This window comes from Actinoplanes sp. 13 (assembly GCF_056134165.1).
The window spans coordinates 459,221-476,700 of the sequence record NZ_JBVYOQ010000002.1 but is presented as its reverse complement, the minus strand read 5'-3'; the positions used below and the strand labels follow the sequence as shown (position 1 = coordinate 476,700).

Here is a 17,480-nt window from a genome sequence, read left to right as displayed (position 1 = left end):
ACGTCGCCGGAAACTGTCCGGACGGGCCGAATGGGGACACCGAACCTTTCACGGCAGGAGTCGCCGATGTCTACCTTTCTTGCTCTCTTTCCTGACGCCGCGGTGACTGCCGGGATCGCGGCGCTGGTCTACACCGGAACGATCACTGGCACCGCGCTCACGGCGATGCTCGCCCGTTCTCCGGCCCGCCGCCGGGCGGCGCGCGAGGTCCTGGCCCTACTGGTGCGCCGGGGCGGGCCGGAGCGGTGAGAGAGCTGCTGGTGGCGGGCCGGGTGGCCCGCCACCGCTCACTTTGTGGTTACGAGGCGGACCAGAACAGCGCCCTGGCGTACTGCGCGTACAGGCCCTTCGGGTGGGCACGGAACAGCGGCTCGGTGCCGAACAGGACCGCGTTGCCGCCGCCGGCCGTCGTGCCGGAGACCACCGCGGCCTGGCCGGCCGCCTGGGCCGGGCCGTTGGTGCCGGCGTCGTTGGGCAGCCAGTGGCCGGCGACCAGCGGGTCCGCGCCGTAACGCTGCTCCACCGTGAAACCGGTGCCGGTGAACCAGATCGGCGAGTAGACGAACGAGTGCGGCAGCGACCCGGCACCCACGACCGGGCCGGTGTTGACCACGTTGACCACGCCGTTCGCGTCGCCGCGGCCGGCGACCGCGGTGGCCGGGAGCACCCGGGCCGCCGCGTTGAAGGCGGCGCCGGTGGCGCCGCGGGTCACCACGCCGCCGCCCCTGGCCAGGTACGCGTCGACCGCGGCCCGGGCCGTGGCGTTCAGCGCGGTGTAGGAGAGGCCGGACGAGACGAGCAGCGTGTCGACGTCCGACAGGTCGACGGTGCCGGCGTTCAGCGTCGCCGTCGACACGGTGCGGACCTGGAAGCCCATCTCGGTGAGCGCGAACAGCTCGTCGGCGGAGACCGCCCCGGCGATCACCGGCGGGGAGATCGGCGTGCCCCGGGGGCCACGAGGCGCGGTCGTGAATCGTACGCCCAGACTCTTGGCGATCGACGCGGCCTCGCGCCGCGCCTCGGCCGGCACCACGACCGTGCCCGCGCCGGTCTGCCGGACCTTGATGCCCAGCGTGAGCAGCTCGTTGACCGCACGCACGTCGGTGCCGTCGCGCAGGGTGAGCGCCAGATCCTTGCCGCGAGGCGCGTCGACCTCGCCGGTCGCCGCGGCCCGGGAGACCTTGGCGACCGCCACCCTCGGCGCGGCGTAACGGCTGATGTCGACCGGGGCGCCCCAGAGCAGGCGGTGGCTCCAGCCCGAGATGTCGTACATCTGCGGCACCAGGTCGGAGATGTCCCGGCCGGCCTCGAGGAGCACGTTGGCCAGGCCGCGCTTCGGCTGGTGCATGTCGACGAGGTAGGTGCCGGCGGCGTACCGCTTGCCGTTCATCCGGAAGTCGTGCTTGGCGCGGGTGACCCGCACGTCGTGGTCGACCAGGTGGTTGACCAGGCGCGCGGCGGCAGCGGTGCCTTCCGGGATGACGTAGGCGCGCGGGAACGTCGTGGAGTACCGGTCCTCCGCCCCGAAGCCGGGCACGAAACCGTCCGGGATCGTCGGCGAGGGCGCACCGGCCCAGCCGCGGCGGAACTGCTCGATCTGGTCGGCGAGCAGGCTCGCCCGGTTGGTGTCGGAGTACGTCAGCGCGGCCTCGATGGTGGCCTCCGCGACGTCGGTGTTGATCGCCGAGCGGCGGCGCAGTTCCTCGACCGGCAGGCCGGTGTAGTCGGCGTTGTTGACCCGCAGCGGGATCTCCACGGTGTGCCCGACGGTGCCCTGGTACATCGCGTACATCGGGGTGAAGATCGGCGGCCAGTCGTCCCAGTCACCGGGCGCGTAATCCCGGAACGGGATGTCCGCGCGCGTGGTCTCGGCGTACCCGAGCTTCTGGATCGCCGCCTCCATGCCCTCCGCGTTCGGCAGGGCGTGCTTGATGTAGAGGTCGTACTCGTAGTTCTGCCCGTGCGGCGGGGTGGCCGGCTCGATCAGCGTGGTGCCGGTGTAGCCGTGCTCGTCGAGCATCACGAACGGCTGCGTGCCGATCACCACGTCCCGCACCGCCCGCGACTCGGGCTGCGAGCTGGTGGCGTGGTCGCGGTTGATGTCGAAGCCGGCGCCGTTGGCCCGGGTGCCGGCGACCCGGCCGTCCGGGTTGTTGGTGACTGTCACATAGACCCGGCTGCGCCGCAGGAAGTCCTTCGTCGCCGTGTCGGTCGCGGTGGCCAGGCGCTCGATGACGCGCAGCGCGCCGTCGGTGCCCTCCCACTCGTTGCCGTGGATGTTCGCGTTGATCCAGACCGGCGTCTTGTAGCCGCTGCGCAGCGACCGGTCCCGCTTGGCGGCGACCGGATCGTCCTCGATCAGAGCGCGCCAGCGGTCCTGCCGGGCCGCCTCGGCGGCCGATTCCGGCGCGGTCAGGGTGACGAGATAGAGGTCGCGGCCGCCGGCCGACTTACCGATGATCTCCGCGGAGACCCGGTCGGAGGCCTTCTGCAGCGCGTTGATCTTGGGTGCGATCTCGTGGTACGGGATGAGCCCGAGCTTGATGCTCCGGTCGTCCGGATCGACGGGCCACACCGGCAGCGTCGTCTGCCGGGGATAGCCGCGGTGTTTCGGCGTCCAGCGGCCGGCGGCGCCGGCCTGGCCGACGGCCTGCTGGGCGGTCCGCAGGGACAGCGTCTCGGCCGCGACGGCGGCCACCTCGTTGCGCTCCGGCCCGTTGCCGAAGTCCCGCGTCGACGGCCCGCCGCCGACCGGCGCCGCCCCCGCGGGCCCGGTCAGCAGGGCGGTGGCCAGCAGCGCGGTGCCTAATCCGGCCAACGTTCGTGACAACTCCACAAAGCACCTCCGTTGGGATCCTTCGACCCTCCCCGGACCACCCGGCCATGCGCAATGATCTATCTGGTCGATTGACCATACCGATCAGGTCATTCGCCCGCCGTGGCTTCGCCCTCTTTCGACACATCGTGCGCGGCCGGCGACATCCCGGCCCGGTCCAGGATCCGGCTCAGGCCGCTGTCGAAAAGCTCGTCGTCGGTCCAGCGTGACTCGTCGAGGTGGCCGGAGTCCCGCAGCGTCGGGTACTCCGCGATCCGCTTCCGCGCCTCCGCCCGGCCGCCGGCGTCCGCGGTGCGGCGCCAGGTCGCCTCGGTGAGGGCGGTGCCGATCACGAAGTTCGCCAACAGCCGGGTGGTCACCGCCAGGTCGGTGCCGGTGAGGCCGCCGCGTGTCAGGGCGGCCTGGAGGAACTCGGTGCGGGCGAGCACGTTGGGGCCGAGCGCCGGCCGCCCGATCAGGGCCGGTGCCCAGGGATGGTCCAGCATGGTGGCCCGCCAGCCGCACAACAGCGCGCGCACGTCGGTGCGCCAGTCGCCGCCGGGCGGGATCGGCACCTCGCCGAAGACATGGTCGACAGCCAGATCGAGGACGTCGTCCCGGGTCTTGACGTGCCAGTAGAGCGCCGTGGAGGTGACGTCGAGCCGCCGGGCGAGCCGTCGCATCGTCAGACCCTCGACGCCGTCCGCGTCGAGCAACGCCACCGCCGCGCCCACGATGCGCTCCTGGGTCAGGGGCTGTCGTGGCGGCGCCTGCCGGGGCTTGCGGTCGTCGTCGCGCAGCCAGACCGAATCGCTCATGCCCTCACTCTATTACAGTGTTCACTGCCCTTAACACTGATAAGGAGGCGGCCCCATGACGCACCTGCGCATCCAGCTGGACACCGACCGCGGCACCGCCCGCAAGGTGATGGAGCTGCACCGGGCCGGGCGCGTGCACAAGGACTCGCGGGACGCGGCACGCGACGAGGTGTGGCGGCAGGGCCGGACCCCGGCCGGGGAGCCGGTCTTCGTCGGCGTGACCAACGGCGAACCGGTGCGCCTGCTCTACGACGTGGAGGTCTATCTGGAGGCGGGCAGCTGAGAGGCGCCCACATGAGCGTCCAGCCAGTCGCGCAGCGGGCGGCTGGCGCGCAGGAAACCGACGATCCGGGTCTTCGCGGCCGGCGTGCCCATCCAGGCGGCCGGCGGCCACTCGGCCCAGGTGGTCAGGCCCTTGTGGCGCAGCAACGCGATCCGCGGATGATCCTTCGGGTACCCGCGGGGCGCGGTCTTCAGGCTGCCGTGGCCGTGCACCTCGATGCCGGCCTTCCTGATCGAGTCGAGCACCCCGGTCAGCTCGGTGCCGGAACTCTCCGCGGCGACCGCCCGGCGATAGCGCTCCAACTGGTCCGAAGCCATCTGGTAATAACCGGACCCGGCCGCCAGCCCGTCCGCCGACAGCTGGATGTAACCGCCGGACTCCAGCCACGCCCCGCAGTGCGTCTTGTACGGCGTCTTGTCGGTGCTGAACCGCACGTCCCGGTACGGCCGGAAAATCTTCCCCGGCCCGAACTCGCCCTCCAGCGCGGCGAGAAGCTCCCGCATCGGTTCCCGCACCCGCTCCTCGTAGACGGGCAGATGTGCAGTCCAGTACGTCTTCGAATTGTCGGCGCTCAGCCCGTCGTAGAACTCGAGGGCCTCGCTCGTCCACCCACGGAAGGTCACGCCCCGCAGTGTCCCACCACCGGGCCTCCCGGCGTGCCGATCGCCCGGCCCGAACCGTGATCGAGATCCGCGCGTCGTACCCAGCGGGAAACGGGTTCGCGTTGCACACTCAATCATGACCGCCACTGCCTTCCGGGCGCTGCTCGCCGCCCCCAGCGTCACCCATGTGCCCGGCGTCTACGACCCGGTGACCGCCGCGCTCGCCGTGCGTGCCGGGCATCAGGCCGTGCATCTGTCCGGCGCGGCGGTCTCGGCGATCGCGGCGGGGCGCCCGGAGCTCGGTCATGGCCGGCCCACCCAGATCGCCGACCGCGCGTCCACTTTGATGCCGGCGCTGGACGGGGTGCCGTTGCTCGCCGATGCCGGCGCCGGTTACACCGAGCCGTCGCACGCGGTCTGGACCGCTCTGGCCTACACCCGTGCCGGGGTGTCCGCGCTGCACCTGGACGACCGGATCGGCCCGCAGCGCGGCGGGCCGGTGAGCGGCCAGGAGATCGTCGACATCAGCCTGGCGGCGGCCCGGATCTCGGCGCTGGCCGAGCAGGTGCCGGACCTTGCGCTCATTGCACGGACCGAGGTGTACGCGCTACGCGGGCTGGAAACCACGATCCAGCGGTGCCGGGCCTACGCGGAGTCGGGGGCCGACGCGGTGCTGCCGGCGGGTGTCGAATCCCTGGACGAGCTGGCCGTCCTGCATCGGGAGCTGCCCGGCGTACCTCTGGTGATCCTCCGGTCGGAGGCCACCGGCAATCGTCCGGCCGGCACCGACGCGGAGCTGGCCGAGGCCGGCGTCCGACTGGTGCTGCACCCGGTCGCCGCGCTGCTCGCGGCGATGCGCGCGGCCTCGCTGACCTACCGGGCGATCGCCGAGGGCGGCACCGCGGACCCGGTCGACCGGATGCCGTGGGCCGCGTTCACCGCGCTCGGCGACCACGACGAGGCCCGCGGCCCCGACGACCGGTACGTGCCCGGCGTGTTGGAGACGTGACCCGGACCACAGCGGTTCACGTCCGATGAGGATCGCCCCGTCCCGTGTCTGTCGACGCACGAGACGAGGGAGCGGGACGATGCACGAGATCGTGATTCTGGGTGCCGGCTATGCGGGGCTGGCCACGGCGACGAGCCTGGCCGGCCGGCTGCGGGGGCGCGACGACGTCCGGGTCACCGTGGTCACCGCGAGTGAGCGGTTCACCGAGCGGCTCCGGCTGCACCAGACAGCGACCGGGCAGGAGCTGGCCGATCTGCGCCTGCCGGAGCTGCTCGCCGGCACCGGGGTGGAGCTGGTCACCGGGTGGGTGACCGGGATCGACCGGGGCGGGCGGACGGTGCGGGTGGACGACGAGCGGGAGGTCGGCTACGACACGCTCGTCGTCGCGCTGGGCGGTACGGCCGACACCGCGGCAGTCCCGGGCGCGGACGAATACGCGTACCACCTGGACAGTCTGACCGGCGCGGAAGCGCTCGCGCGGCGCCTGGCCGGAGTGGGCAGCGGCGCCGTCGCGATCTGTGGCGCCGGCCTGACCGGCGTCGAGGCCGCCGCCGAGCTCGCCGAGCGGCACCCGCGACTCGCGGTCACGCTGATCGGCGGCAGCGAACCGGGCGCGGCGATGAGCCCGCGGGCCCGGCGTCACCTGCGGGCGGCGCTGGACCGGCTCGGTGTGCGGGTCCGCAGCGGGGTGAAGATCGTCGAGGTGCTTCCGGGCGCGGTCCGGCTGGCCGGCGGAGACAGTGTGCCGGCCGACGTGGTGGTGTGGACCGGCGGCGTGCGGGCGACCGGGCTGGCGGCGGCCGCGGGGCTGGCGGTGGACGAGCAGGGGCGGATCGTCACGGACGACACCCTGCGGTCGGTGAGCGACCCGGCGGTGTACGCGGTCGGGGACGCCGCGGCAATCCGGCAGGCGTTCGGCGTGCTGCACGGCACCTGCCAGAGCGGCATGCCGACCGGGGTGCACGCCGCCCGGTCGATCGCGCGGGAGCTGACCGGGCGGGCACCGGGACGGTTCCGGTTCGGATATCTGCACACGCCGGTCAGCCTCGGCCGCGGTGACGCGGTCGTCGGGTTCACCCGGCCGGACGGCAGCCCGCGATCCGCGGTGCTGACCGGGCGGGCGGCGGTCTGGTACAAGGAGACGGTGAGTGCAGCGCCGTGGCCGTCGTTCCGGCGGCTGGTCCGGATGCCCGTCACCGGGGTGTTCGCGTGGCGGCGTGGCGGGCGGTTCACGCGATGACCGCCGCCTTCGACGACCACCGCAACCTGCTGTTCTCGGTGGCGTACCGCATCCTGGGCAGCGTCGCCGACGCCGACGACGCGGTGCAGGACACCTGGGTGCGATGGTCGGCGGCGGATCGCGACCGGGTGGCCGAGCCGAAGGCCTATCTGGTGCGGATCGTGACGAACGTGGCGATGGATCGGCTCCGCGCGGCGCGGGCGCGGCGCGAGACCTACGTCGGGCCGTGGCTGCCGGAACCGGTGCTGACCAGCAGCGACGCGGGCGACGACGCGGTCGTCGCCGACTCGGTGTCGTCCGGGCTGCTGATGCTGCTGGAAAGCCTCAGCCCGCTCGAACGGGCGGTTTTCGTGCTGCGGGAGGCGTTCGGGTACTCCTACGGCGAGATCGCCGAGGCGGTGGAACGCTCCGAGGAGACCGTGCGGCAGGCGGCGCACCGGGCGCGTGGGCACGTGCGGGACCGGCGGCCCCGGTTCCCGGCCACCCGCGCCCGGCACCGGCAGGTCGCCGAGCGCTTCTTCGCCGCCGCCGGTGGCGGCGACATCAACGCGCTGATGGAGCTGCTGGCGCCGGACGTCACCCTCTGGACCGACGGCGGCGGGCGGGTCCGGCAGGCGATGCGCCCGGTCAGCGGCGCGCGGCGGGTGGCGGCCTGGCTGGCCGGGGTCGGAAGCCGGTCGTACGAGGGGGTCGCGCCGGCCGACATGAGCGTGCGGATCGTGGAGCTGAACGGTGCGGCCGGGCTGGTCTTCGACGGGGCGGGGCGGGTGCTCGCCACGCTCAGCCTGGACCTGGACGAGCAGGGCCGCATCGTCATCCTGCACAACGTGGCGAACCCGGAGAAGCTGACAGCGGTCGCCTCCGGGCGCCCCCATCCCCTTCCGGTTCTGTGACACGCTGCCGGTATGTCCACAGTCTCGCGCCGTACCGTCCTGGCCGCCTTCGGTGTGGCAGCGGTCCCGCCCGCCGTCACAGCCGGCGGCACCCCGGCCCACGCCGCCCCGCTCACCACGTCAGCCCGCGTGGCGGACGAGTTCCAGTGGAACTCGGAGCTCTACGCCGACCCGCGGTTCGCCGAGGGGACCGACTGGGCCCGGCGCTTCCGGCGGCACGCCGCGCAGGACGACGAAGACGGCCCCGGTGACCCCTTCCCCGACACGGCCATCCTCGCGGTGCATGGCGGCGGCATCGAGTTCGGCACGTCCGAGCTGTGCGTCGCGATCGCCGGTTACGACCCGGAAAGCGGCGCGGCCACCGGCGGCCCGGTCTACGACTACTGGATGTTCGAAGGCATCATGTCCAACGGCAACGGGATCCTGCACGTCACGTCCGCGCGTTGCGACGACCCGGTCGCGCTGGCCACCGTCGCCGCCAGCCGCCGCACCGTGTCCCTGCACGGCTGCACCGCCGAGGCCGCGAAGTTCACCGATCCGAACCATGCCGCGGTGTTGGTCGGCGGCCGGGACATCACGCTCAAGGCTGCCGTGATCGCGGCCCTCCGGGCCAAGTCCATCGATGCGCGGGACGCGGTGGCGGTGCCGGAACTCAACGGCGACGACCCGAACAACATCGTCAATCTGAACCAGCGAAAAGCCGGGGTGCAGCTGGAGATCACCACCGGGCTGCGCAAGCTGATGTTCGACAAGCACACCCGCCTCGAACGCAAGAAGACCACGACTCAGGTCTTCCGGGACTTCGTGGCGGGAACCCGCGCGGCCCTCACCGGCTGACCCGGGGCCATCCGGCGGCCATCCGGACTTCCCGCGGACGCCGCCTGGCGCCGTTAGGGTCGGCCGTGCTCCGTCTCGGGTTGCTGGCCGAACATCTGCTGCTGTTCTACGGGCTGGTCGGGCTGATCATCCTGCTCGACGTGCCGGGCGGGCCGATCCCGGTGCTCCTGGTCGCGGCGGCGGCCGTCTGGGCGTACCTCCGCCGTTTCGATCGCACCGGCCTGTGGCATGCCGGCGCCCTGCGCGCCGCGCTCCCCGGCATGCTCACCCGCTGGGCGTTGTTCTCGGTGCTCGCGGTCGCCGGTGTCGCCGTCCTCGACCGCGGGCACCTCTTCGACATGCCGCGTGCACAGCCGTGGCTGTGGCTGGCCATCGTCGTGTTCTATCCGCTGCTTTCGGTCTATCCGCAGGAGCTGCTGTTCCGGGCGTTCCTGCTGCGGCGGTACGCCCCGGTCTTCGGCACCGGCGCGGGCGCCGCCGTGGCGAGCGCGGTGGCCTTCGGCTTCGCCCACCTGATGTTCGGCAACGTGCTCGCGGTGGTGCTGACGGTGGGCGGCGGGTGGCTCTTCGCCCGCCGGTTCCAGCGGACCGGATCGCTGTTCACCGTCGCGGTGGAGCACGCGCTCTACGGCCTCACGATCTTCACGGTCGGCCTGGGACGGCTCTTCTACCACGCGGCGTAGCAGTCTGCGGAACAACTCAGGACTGTGCTGATCGATGACGGACCAGCGGCAGGAAGACCTCGTCGACGATCTCGACCAGGACGTCGTCCGGTGCGGTCGGCGCGCCCCTCGTGACGAACTCGTTGCGGAGCAGCACGATCGCCACCGTCGCGACCCGCGGGTGCAGGGCCTCCGGCGAGGCCTCCCCGCGGGCGACGGCCCGGCCCACCACCAGTAGCCACATGGCCGTCATCGCGTCGCCGGACTGGTCCGGCAGCTGACCGAGGAGTCGCTGCGCCCCGCCGGCCGCCGCCAGCAGCTCACGCAGGATCGCGCCGAGCGGCGAACTCCAGTGGCGGTTGGCGCGGCGCAGCAGTTCCAGGGCGTCGTCCCGCAGCCTGCCGGTGTCCGGCGGCTGGATCGTGGTGGCCAGCAGCTTGTACGCCGCGACACCGAGGGCGATCCGGTCCGGCCAGCGCCGGTAGATGGCGTTCTTGTTGGTGCCGGCCCGGCGGGCGACCCGGTCCATGGTCAGTCCCGCGAACCCGTTCTCGGTCAGTTCCTCGGCGGCGGCACCAAGGATCGCCTCCTCCAGCGCGGCCCCGCGCCGCCGTGTCTTCCCCTCGGTCACCCGGCCACGCTACCCTGACCGCAATAGGGTACGGTCCGTACCCAATCGAGAGAGGGGCGGGCACATGCGCGGCAAGGGCATCACCTATGACACCGGTCTCGCTCCGCATGGGGCGCATGATCGGGACCGGCTCGACCCTGTGCGGGTCGAACACGACCTGCGCACCATCAGGGACGAGCTGCACTGCACCGCCGTCCGGGTGATCGGTGGGGACGCCGGGCGGATCGACCTCGCAGCCGGCATCGCGGTCGATCTCGGCCTGGAGGTGTGGTTCTCGCCGTACCCTCTGGAGCTGTCCAAGCCGCAGATGCTGGCGCTGTTCGCCGACTGCGCCGAACGCGCGGAGCGGCTCCGGCGCCGGGGCGGCGAGATCGTCTTCGTCACCGGCGCCGAGCTGAGCGTGATGAACCCCGGCTTCCTTCCCGGCGGCACCCACGACGAGCGGATGGCGCTGCTGAGCCGGCCCGACCTGGTACGCGAGATGATCGGCCGGGTCGGCGCCCGGGTCAACGGCTTCCTGGCCCGGGCGGTGGCCGTCGTCCGCGAACGTTTCGGGGGCCGGGTCACCTATGCCTCGGTGCCGCTCGACCGGGTCGACTGGACGCCCTTCGACATCGTGTCGATGGACGTCTACCGGTCCGCCGAGATGGCCGGCCGTTTCGCCGAGCTGGTCACCGCGGGCGTCCGCGACCTGCTCGCCGGGGGCAAGCCGGTGGCCGTCACCGAGTTCGGCTCGGCCACCTATCGTGGCGCCGGCGACCGGGGCGCGCACGGGCTCGACGCCGTCGAGTTCGAGCCGGGCACGCGCCGCCCGGTGCGGCTGAACGATGTCTACGAACGTGACGAGGACGGGCAGGGCGCGTACGTCCGGGAGCTGCTGGAGATCTTCGACGCCGCCGGCGTGGACAGCGCGTTCGTGTTCCTCTTCGCGCTGTCCGACTTCCCACACCGGCCCGGCGGCGATCCGCGCGACGACCTGGACCTGGCCAGTTACGGCATCGTGAAGGTGTTCGACGACGCCGGCCGGCCGTGGGAGCCCAAGGCGGCCTTCACGGCCGTCGCCCGCTGTTACGCCTGAGCGCGCACCGCCTCGTCCTCCTTGGCCATCGCCTCCTGACGGTCGTCCTCCTCGCGCAGGATCGCGCAGTTCAGCCACTCCTCCGGCACCGCGAACGCGTCCACCAGCGTCCGCATGTGCGGCCGCAGCTCGCGGAGCAGGTCGTTCACGACCGCGGTGACCGCCTTGGAGCGGGCCGGCGTCAGCCGCCCGTGCTCCATGAACCAGCCCTTGTCGGCCTCGATCACCGACAGCGCGTACAGGTCGCACACCTTGGCCAGCAGCGCGCGGGCGGCCGGGTCCGGGGACCGCTCGACGCCGGCCACGAAGGCCTCCAGGGTGATCCGGTCGATGTGCGCCGCGGCGGCCTTGAGGACGTGGTCCTGGACGTCGTTGAAGATCTCGAAGGGACGGTCCTTCTTGGCCGCCGCGCCGCCGCGCAGCCGGCGGATCGCGCCCTCGAGGATGTGCTTCTCGCGGTCCTCGAACATGGTCAGGTGCCAGCCGCGGTCGGTGACGGCGACCTCCTCGTCGCGGCCGGGCACCGCCGCGACCAGGCGCTGGATGACCGACCGCGCGGCGGTGCGCTCCAGCACCATCTCGCGGACCTGCTCGGCCACGAACGTCGCCCGGCCCCACCCGTCGAGCGAGCCGAACGCGTCGCGGTACCCGGTGAGCAGCCCCTTCGCGACCAGCTGCATCAGCACCGTGTTGTCACCCTCGAACGTGGTGAAGACGTCGGTGTCGGCCTTCAGCCCGGGCAGCCGGTTCTCGGCCAGATAGCCGGCGCCGCCGCAGGCCTCCCGGCACATCTGGATGGTCCGGGTGGCGTGCCACGTCTGCGCCGCTTTCAGACCGGCGGCGCGCGACTCCAGCTCACGCCGGCCGCGTTCGTCGTTCGCGGGCAGCGAGGCCAGCGTCGACACCAGCTCCTCCTGGGCGAAGGCATAGGCGTACGACGTAGCCAGCGCCGGCAGCAGTTTGCGCTGATGCGCCAGGTAGTCGTTGAGGAGCACCTCGCGCGGAGCGCCGGGGCTGGTGAACTGGCGCCGCAGATCGCCGTACCGGACCGCGATGGTCAGGGCGCTGCGGGTCGCCGCGGCAGCCGCCCCGCCGACCGTGATCCGCCCGCGGACCAGGGTGCCGAGCATCGTGAAGAACCGCCGGCTGTCGTTCTCGATCGAGCTGGAGTACGTGCCGTCCGGCGCGACCTGCCCGTACCGGTCGAGCAGCATGTCCCGCGGCACGGTCACGTGGTCGAACGAGATCCGCCCGTTGTCCACACCGAGCAGCCCGGCCTTCGCGCCCGCGTCGCTGAGCGTGACACCCGGCATCGGGTTGCCTCGCTCGTCACGGATCGGCACCAGCCACGCGTGCACCCCGTAACTTCGCCCACCGGTGATCAATTGCGCGAACACCACCGCCATCCGGCCGTCGCGAGCCGCGTTGCCGATGTAGTCCTTGCGTGCGGCCTCGTGCGGCGTGTGCAGATCGAACGTCTGCGTGACCGGGTCGTACACGCAGGTGGTCCGCAGTTGTTGCACGTCCGAACCGTGACCGGTCTCGGTCATCGCGAAGCAGCCCATCAGGTTCGCCGAGATGATGTCCCGCAGGTAGGCGTCGTGGTGCCGGGCCGTGCCGAGCGCCACCACCGCGCCCCCGAACAGGCCCCACTGCACGCCTGCCTTGACCATCAACGACAGATCAACCTGCGCCAGCATCTCGGCGGCGACGGCGGAGCCACCCGGGTCGTCCGACCCGCCGTACTCCGCCGGGAACGCCGCCGCGACCCCCACACCGGTCGGCAGCGCGCGGATCAGCCGGCTGATCCGCTCCCGCGCCTGCGGCCCGGTCTCGCCGGGCACCGTGACGAATTCCGGGCCGAGTCCCTCGCGCACCGCCTGGCGGATGTGCGCCCATCGGCCGTCGAGCACCGCCTGGATCTCCTGGCTGATCATGACTCAATATTACCCGTCGGTAACCTGGGATACCGCCGCTCCGGGAGGAGATGGGTCACAGCCTCCGGCGCACCCGGGATCATCGGGTCCCGGCGGTCGGGCAGACTGACGACCATGGGGTTGTTCACGGTGGCGGAGGCGCGGGCCGAACTCGTCAGACTACGGCCGGTCCTCGACGAGATCGTCACGGTCCGGGCCGACATGGTGGAGCTGTCCGCCGCGCTCATTCCCGGCGGCACGCCGACCGACCTGGGCGGGCTGCCCGAACGCAAGGCGGCCGAGGCCCGGCTCAACGAGCTGATGACCCAGGTGCAGGAGACCGGCGCCGAACTCAAGGGCGTCGCGCCGCTGCTCGTCGACTTCCCGGCCGACCTCGACGGTGTACCCGTGCTGCTCTGCTGGCTGGAAGGCGACGCCGAACTCGGCTGGTACCACCGCGCCGACCTGGGTTTCGCCGGCCGCCGCCCGCTGCCCGCGGAATGACGGCGGCCACCGGTGGGCTGACCCTGCGCCAGCTCGGGCCGAGCGTCTACCTGCCGTCCGCGGTGTACTCCACCGCGACCGGCGCCATCGCCCCCGTGGTGGTGCTCTCCGCGACCGAGCTCGGCGCCTCACCGGCCACCGCCGCGGTCGTCGCCGGCATGGTGGGTCTGGGCCAGATCGCCGGATCGTTGCCGGCCGGGGTGCTGATCGCGCGGATCGGCGAGCAGCGCACCATGGTCGCCGCGACCGGCCTGGCGCTGCCCGCGCTGATCGCCTGCCTGTTGGCGTCCAGTGTGCTGCTGCTCGGCGCCGCGGTGGCGTTGCTCGGCGTGGCCGGGGCGGCCTGGATCGTGGCACGTCACGCGTACCTGACCGAGGCGGTGCGCCCGGCCCTGCGCGCCCGGGCGATGTCCACCCTCGGCGGAGTCGGGCGGATCGGCCTGTTCATCGGGCCGTTCCTCGGCGCCGGCGCCATGCACTTCGCCGGGCTGGCCGGCGCCTACCTGGTCGCCATCGCCGGCGTGACCGTCGCGACCGCCCTGCTCGCGCTGCTGCCCCCGGTGCCGCACGACCGCCCGGCGCACCGGGCCGGGGACTCCCCGCTGTCACTGTGGACGGTGATCCGCGACAACGCGCGGATCCTGCGCACCCTCGGGCTGGGCATCCTGCTGGTCGGCGCGCTGCGCGCGTCCCGGCAGACCATCGTCCCGCTGTGGGGCGCCTCGCTCCACCTCGACCCGGCCACGATCGGCCTGATCTACGGGTGCTCCGGCGCGGTCGACATGCTGCTGTTCTATCCGGCCGGCAAGCTGATGGACCGGTACGGCCGGCGCGCGGCCGCGGTGCCGGCCATGGCGCTGCTCGGTCTCGCCCACGGGCTGCTGCCGCTGGCCACCGACGCGACCGGCCTGACGCTCGCCGCCATGCTGATGGGCCTGGGCAACGGCCTGAGCGCGGGGCTGGTGCTGACCATCGGCGCCGACGTCTCCCCCACCGAGGGCCGAGCCCAGTTCCTCGGCGCCTGGCGGCTCTGCGCGGACGTCGGCAACGGCGGCGGTCCCCTGCTGATCGGCGCGGTCACAGCCGTGGCCTCGTTGTCGGCGGCCGCCCTCACCGTCGCGGGGGCCGGGCTGCTCGCCGCCGTCGTCCTCCACCGCTGGGTCCCCACCCCACCGAGCGTGTGAAGTTGCGGCTCGCAGGTGGGCCGAACTCCACACACAAGCTCGCACCCCACCGAACGTGTGAAGTTGCGGCTCGCAGGCGGGCCGAACTCCACACACAAGCTCGCACCCCACGGAGCGGGAGTCAGGACGCGGGTGGGGCGGGGTCCACGAAGGTGGAGTGACGGGAAACGACACGTTGCCGACTGAGCGGACAACCCCGGCGAGCGCGACAATCGACTCAGTGGCCGCGACGACCGCCCCGGCCGCCGCAGGAGGTGGCGACATGACCCGTGCGCTGATCGCCGGCGGTCTCCTGGTCGACGCCCCGGGCCGCCCCGCCCCCCGCTTCCCGCAGAGCCGGGTCCCGTGGGTGGCCCTGCGGGTCCGCGAGACCCTCGAGGAGTGGCACGTCGGTCCCGGCACGACCGTCTACACCGGCGGCGCGCGTGGTGCTGACGTGATCGTGGCCGAGGAGGCGTACGAACGGGGCGCCACCGTGCATCTCTGCCTCGCGCAGCCGCCGGACCGGTTCGAGCAGGCGTCGGTGGTGCTGCCCGGGACCACCTGGGCCGCCCGCTTCCGGCGGCTGCTGCGGCTGGCCGGCACGGTCGCGGTGCTTCCGGCGGGACGGTTCGACAAGGCGGGACGCGCCGGCCAAGCGCCAGGTGCCGACGATGCGGGACGCGCCGGCCAAGCGCCAGGTGCCGACGAGGCAGGACGCGCCGGCAACCTCTACACCAGGACGAACGCCTGGATCGTACGGCTGGCCCGGGATCATGATCCGACCCCGTACGCCATCGTGGTCTGGAACGGCCGTCCCGGCGACGGCCCGGGCGGCACCGCGGACCTGGTGGCCCGCATCGGCTATCCGCCCGGTGACCCGCGCCTGCGGGTCATCGACCCCACCCCACCGCGCCGCGACCCGCCCGCGCAGCGGCCCTGACGGCCGGGGCCGAGCCAGGACGAAGGCCAGGAATGCAGCCCGGCGCCCGTGGGGAAACGGGCGCCGGGCTGATCCGGCGACGGGGACCGAGGTGGAGGGCTCAGTCCTCGTGCCAGGGCACCACCAGCGGGTGCCGCTCCTCGTCACGTGCCGCGATCCCGGCCATGGACCGCAGGTACTGACGACGGGTGATGTCGCCGTCCATCAACTGGGCGCAGAGCACGCCTTCCAGGCTCTCCGGACCGAAGAGGGCCTCGGGGACGGTGAGCGGCTCCGACTCGGCCCGCGCGTCCGCCCGCACCCCGCGTACCGCGAGCACGCAGGCGGCAGCCAGGACCAGGATGAGCAGGGTCAGGATCAGCATTGCCACCGCCTTGTCGGTCACTGCGGGACCGGTCGTGCCCCGCCTGACCTAGAGAACGGATCATAGGCCGTGTCGGTTCGACGCTCTGCGTCACTGTCTGCTACCACATTTGCGATCAGCCGAGGCCGACGAGGGCGACCATCAGCGGGAGCAGCAGCAGGATCAGCAGCCCGCCGAGGATGTCGAAGGAGATGCCGGACCGGATCATCGTGGTGATCGGGACGACGCCGGAGCCGTAGACCACCGCGTTCTGTGGTGTGGAGACCGGCAGCATGAACCCGAACGACGCGGCGAACGTGGCCGCCAGCGCGGGCACCAGCGGGTTGATCCCGGCCGCCACCGCGATCGGGATGATGATCGGTACGACCACGGCTGCCGAGGCGGTGTTGCTGGTCGTCTCCGAGATGATGATGGCCAGCAGCACGGCGAACGCGGTGATCGCCACGGTGCTGCTGAGCCCGAGCGCCTCGGCGCTGGAGGTGCCGATGGTCTCGGCCAGCCCGGTGGAGGCGAGCAGCGAGCCGAAGATGATGCCGGTGCCGAACAGCACGATGGTGCCCCAGTCGATGCGGGCCGCGTCGCTCCAGTTGAGGGTGAACTCGCGGTCCGGCCAGGAGACCGGCAGCAGGAAGAGCAGGGAGGCGCCGAGCACCGCCACGGTGCCTTCGTTGAGGCGGCCGCTGACCAGGTCGTACACCTGCGATCCGTCGCCGGCGACGACAGCGACGACGCCCGGCGTGATCCAGAGGATCACCGTGGTCACGAACGCGATCAGGGTGTTCCGTTCGGCCTTCGAGAACGGCCCGAGCTTGGCGCGTTCGGCGGCCACGTACTCCTCGACGCCTTCGATCTTGCGGACCTCGGGCTTGTTGAGCAGCAGCAGGACGACGGCCAGGATGACGAACATGCCGAGGCAGATCGGCGCGGCCACGGCCATCCATTCGGCGAACGAGATCCGCTCCCCGGTCGCCTCCTCGATCAGCCCGCGCCCGATCAGGTTGGGCGGGGAGCCCACCGGGGTGAGCAGGCCGCCGACGCTCGCCCCGTACGCCAGCATCAGCATCAGCGCCGCGCCGACCCGCAGCCGCGTCGGGTCGAAGTCCGCGGGGGCGAGGCCACGGTCCTGCATCATCTTCGCGATCACCGAGAGGATGCCGAGCGCGGTGGGCAGCAGCATCGCGACCGTCGCGGTGTTCGAGACGAACGCGGACAGCAGAGCGGTGATCACGCCGAAAGCAATGATCACCCGGGCCGCGGAGCGGCCGACGCCCGGTACGGAGAGCAACCGGAACGCGAACCGGCGGGCCAGGCCGTGTTTGAGCATCGCCTGGGCCAGGATGAACGCCCCGATGAACGTGAACACTGTGGAGGAGCCGAACGGCTGGAGCACGTCGGCGGCCGGGGCGACGCCGAAGAGCACGATGAGGGCGACGCCGATCAGGCCGCCGATCGGGATCGGGACCGGCTCGGTCACCCACAGCACGATCACGCCGAGCAGCAGGCCGGCCAGGACCTGCTGGCTGGGCGGGATGGTCAACGGCAGGGCCAGGAAGATCAGGGTGACGACCGGCGCCAGGAACAGGCCTACGGTGCGCCGGCCCTTCTCGAAGCGCTCCTCGGCCGGGGAGAGTCGCTGCTCCCCCATGCTTCGGTAGGTACTCCCACCCAATAGTCGTTGTTCGACGTCGGTACGCGGCCCCTCGGTGGTGGACATGGGTCACC

General features: G+C 72.3%; 18 protein-coding genes. 11 read left to right on the top strand and 7 right to left on the bottom strand.

The genetic code is table 11. The features are described from left to right. Positions 1-66: 66 nt before the first annotated feature. A complete protein-coding gene (locus AC0NH5_RS06760) occupies positions 67-249 on the top strand; it encodes a hypothetical protein (RefSeq protein WP_474401021.1) in 183 nt (60 codons plus the stop codon). A 49-nt stretch (positions 250-298) separates the two neighbouring features. Here AC0NH5_RS06760 and AC0NH5_RS06755 read toward each other — a convergent pair whose 3' ends face one another. Together AC0NH5_RS06755 and AC0NH5_RS06750 are read right to left on the bottom strand one after the other, a co-directional pair. Further along, a complete protein-coding gene (locus AC0NH5_RS06755; protein WP_474401020.1) occupies positions 299-2,836 on the bottom strand; it encodes a M14 family zinc carboxypeptidase in 2,538 nt (845 codons plus the stop codon). Positions 2,837-2,925: 89 nt separating this feature from the next. Then, positions 2,926-3,633 carry a TetR/AcrR family transcriptional regulator gene (locus AC0NH5_RS06750; RefSeq protein WP_474401019.1) on the bottom strand — a complete coding sequence of 236 codons (708 nt, stop codon included), beginning with the start codon at positions 3,631-3,633 and terminating at the stop codon, positions 2,926-2,928. 55 nt (positions 3,634-3,688) lie between these two features. On the opposite strand from AC0NH5_RS06750, the gene AC0NH5_RS06745 reads away from it, so the two are divergent. Then, the gene (locus AC0NH5_RS06745) at positions 3,689-3,916 is read left to right on the top strand and encodes a hypothetical protein (RefSeq protein WP_474401017.1); all 228 of its coding nucleotides are present in this window, start codon (positions 3,689-3,691) and stop codon (positions 3,914-3,916) included. Here the strand turns inward: AC0NH5_RS06745 and AC0NH5_RS06740 are convergent. Continuing rightward, positions 3,895-4,539, bottom strand: a complete 645-nt coding sequence (locus AC0NH5_RS06740) for a DUF2461 domain-containing protein (RefSeq protein ID WP_474401015.1) — start codon at positions 4,537-4,539, stop codon at positions 3,895-3,897. The two genes, AC0NH5_RS06745 and AC0NH5_RS06740, sit on opposite strands and share 22 nt — an antisense overlap. A 115-nt stretch (positions 4,540-4,654) precedes the next feature. Between AC0NH5_RS06740 and AC0NH5_RS06735 the strand changes: the two genes are divergently transcribed. From AC0NH5_RS06735 to AC0NH5_RS06715, 5 genes are all read left to right on the top strand, one after another. Next, on the top strand, positions 4,655-5,527 hold the full coding sequence (locus AC0NH5_RS06735) for an isocitrate lyase/PEP mutase family protein (RefSeq protein ID WP_474401014.1): 873 nt from the start codon (positions 4,655-4,657) through the stop codon (positions 5,525-5,527). Positions 5,528-5,606: 79 nt separating this feature from the next. Continuing rightward, positions 5,607-6,767 (top strand): NAD(P)/FAD-dependent oxidoreductase, encoded by a 1,161-nt coding sequence (locus tag AC0NH5_RS06730; protein ID WP_474401012.1) that lies wholly within the window; start codon positions 5,607-5,609, stop codon positions 6,765-6,767. Then, positions 6,764-7,660 (top strand): RNA polymerase sigma-70 factor, encoded by an 897-nt coding sequence (locus AC0NH5_RS06725; RefSeq protein ID WP_474401011.1) that lies wholly within the window; start codon positions 6,764-6,766, stop codon positions 7,658-7,660. The genes AC0NH5_RS06730 and AC0NH5_RS06725 overlap by 4 nt, the downstream gene beginning before the upstream one ends. A 12-nt stretch (positions 7,661-7,672) precedes the next feature. Further along, positions 7,673-8,497, top strand: coding sequence for a poly-gamma-glutamate hydrolase family protein (locus AC0NH5_RS06720; RefSeq protein ID WP_474401009.1), 825 nt, complete (start codon positions 7,673-7,675; stop codon positions 8,495-8,497). A gap of 65 nt (positions 8,498-8,562) precedes the next feature. Beyond that, a complete protein-coding gene (locus tag AC0NH5_RS06715; protein ID WP_474401008.1) occupies positions 8,563-9,180 on the top strand; it encodes a CPBP family glutamic-type intramembrane protease in 618 nt (205 codons plus the stop codon). A 16-nt stretch (positions 9,181-9,196) separates the two neighbouring features. Here AC0NH5_RS06715 and AC0NH5_RS06710 read toward each other — a convergent pair whose 3' ends face one another. Then, on the bottom strand, positions 9,197-9,790 hold the full coding sequence (locus AC0NH5_RS06710; RefSeq protein WP_474401007.1) for a TetR/AcrR family transcriptional regulator: 594 nt from the start codon (positions 9,788-9,790) through the stop codon (positions 9,197-9,199). Positions 9,791-9,854: 64 nt separating this feature from the next. Between AC0NH5_RS06710 and AC0NH5_RS06705 the strand changes: the two genes are divergently transcribed. Continuing rightward, a complete protein-coding gene (locus tag AC0NH5_RS06705) occupies positions 9,855-10,868 on the top strand; it encodes a hypothetical protein (protein ID WP_474401005.1) in 1,014 nt (337 codons plus the stop codon). Here AC0NH5_RS06705 and AC0NH5_RS06700 read toward each other — a convergent pair. Further along, complete coding sequence (locus AC0NH5_RS06700; RefSeq protein WP_474401004.1) at positions 10,859-12,805, bottom strand: acyl-CoA dehydrogenase family protein; 1,947 nt, start codon at positions 12,803-12,805, stop codon at positions 10,859-10,861. The two genes, AC0NH5_RS06705 and AC0NH5_RS06700, sit on opposite strands and share 10 nt — an antisense overlap. Before the next feature lie 114 nt (positions 12,806-12,919). Between AC0NH5_RS06700 and AC0NH5_RS06695 the strand changes: the two genes are divergently transcribed. The 3 genes from AC0NH5_RS06695 (at position 12,920) to AC0NH5_RS06685 (ending at position 15,394) form a co-directional block, all read left to right on the top strand. After that, positions 12,920-13,288: a DUF2203 domain-containing protein gene (locus AC0NH5_RS06695; RefSeq protein WP_474401003.1), complete on the top strand. Its 369-nt coding sequence runs from the start codon at positions 12,920-12,922 to the stop codon at positions 13,286-13,288. Continuing rightward, entirely contained in the window at positions 13,285-14,472 is a 1,188-nt protein-coding gene (locus AC0NH5_RS06690; RefSeq protein ID WP_474401001.1) for an MFS transporter, read from the top strand. The genes AC0NH5_RS06695 and AC0NH5_RS06690 overlap by 4 nt, the downstream gene beginning before the upstream one ends. A 262-nt stretch (positions 14,473-14,734) precedes the next feature. Then, positions 14,735-15,394 carry a hypothetical protein gene (locus tag AC0NH5_RS06685; RefSeq protein ID WP_474400999.1) on the top strand — a complete coding sequence of 220 codons (660 nt, stop codon included), beginning with the start codon at positions 14,735-14,737 and terminating at the stop codon, positions 15,392-15,394. Between the two features lie 100 nt (positions 15,395-15,494). On the opposite strand, the gene AC0NH5_RS06680 is transcribed toward AC0NH5_RS06685, so the two are convergent. Beyond that, positions 15,495-15,758: a hypothetical protein gene (locus tag AC0NH5_RS06680; RefSeq protein WP_474400998.1), complete on the bottom strand. Its 264-nt coding sequence runs from the start codon at positions 15,756-15,758 to the stop codon at positions 15,495-15,497. A gap of 115 nt (positions 15,759-15,873) precedes the next feature. Further along, positions 15,874-17,472 carry an SLC13 family permease gene (locus AC0NH5_RS06675; RefSeq protein ID WP_474400996.1) on the bottom strand — a complete coding sequence of 533 codons (1,599 nt, stop codon included), beginning with the start codon at positions 17,470-17,472 and terminating at the stop codon, positions 15,874-15,876. Positions 17,473-17,480 lie beyond the last annotated feature (8 nt).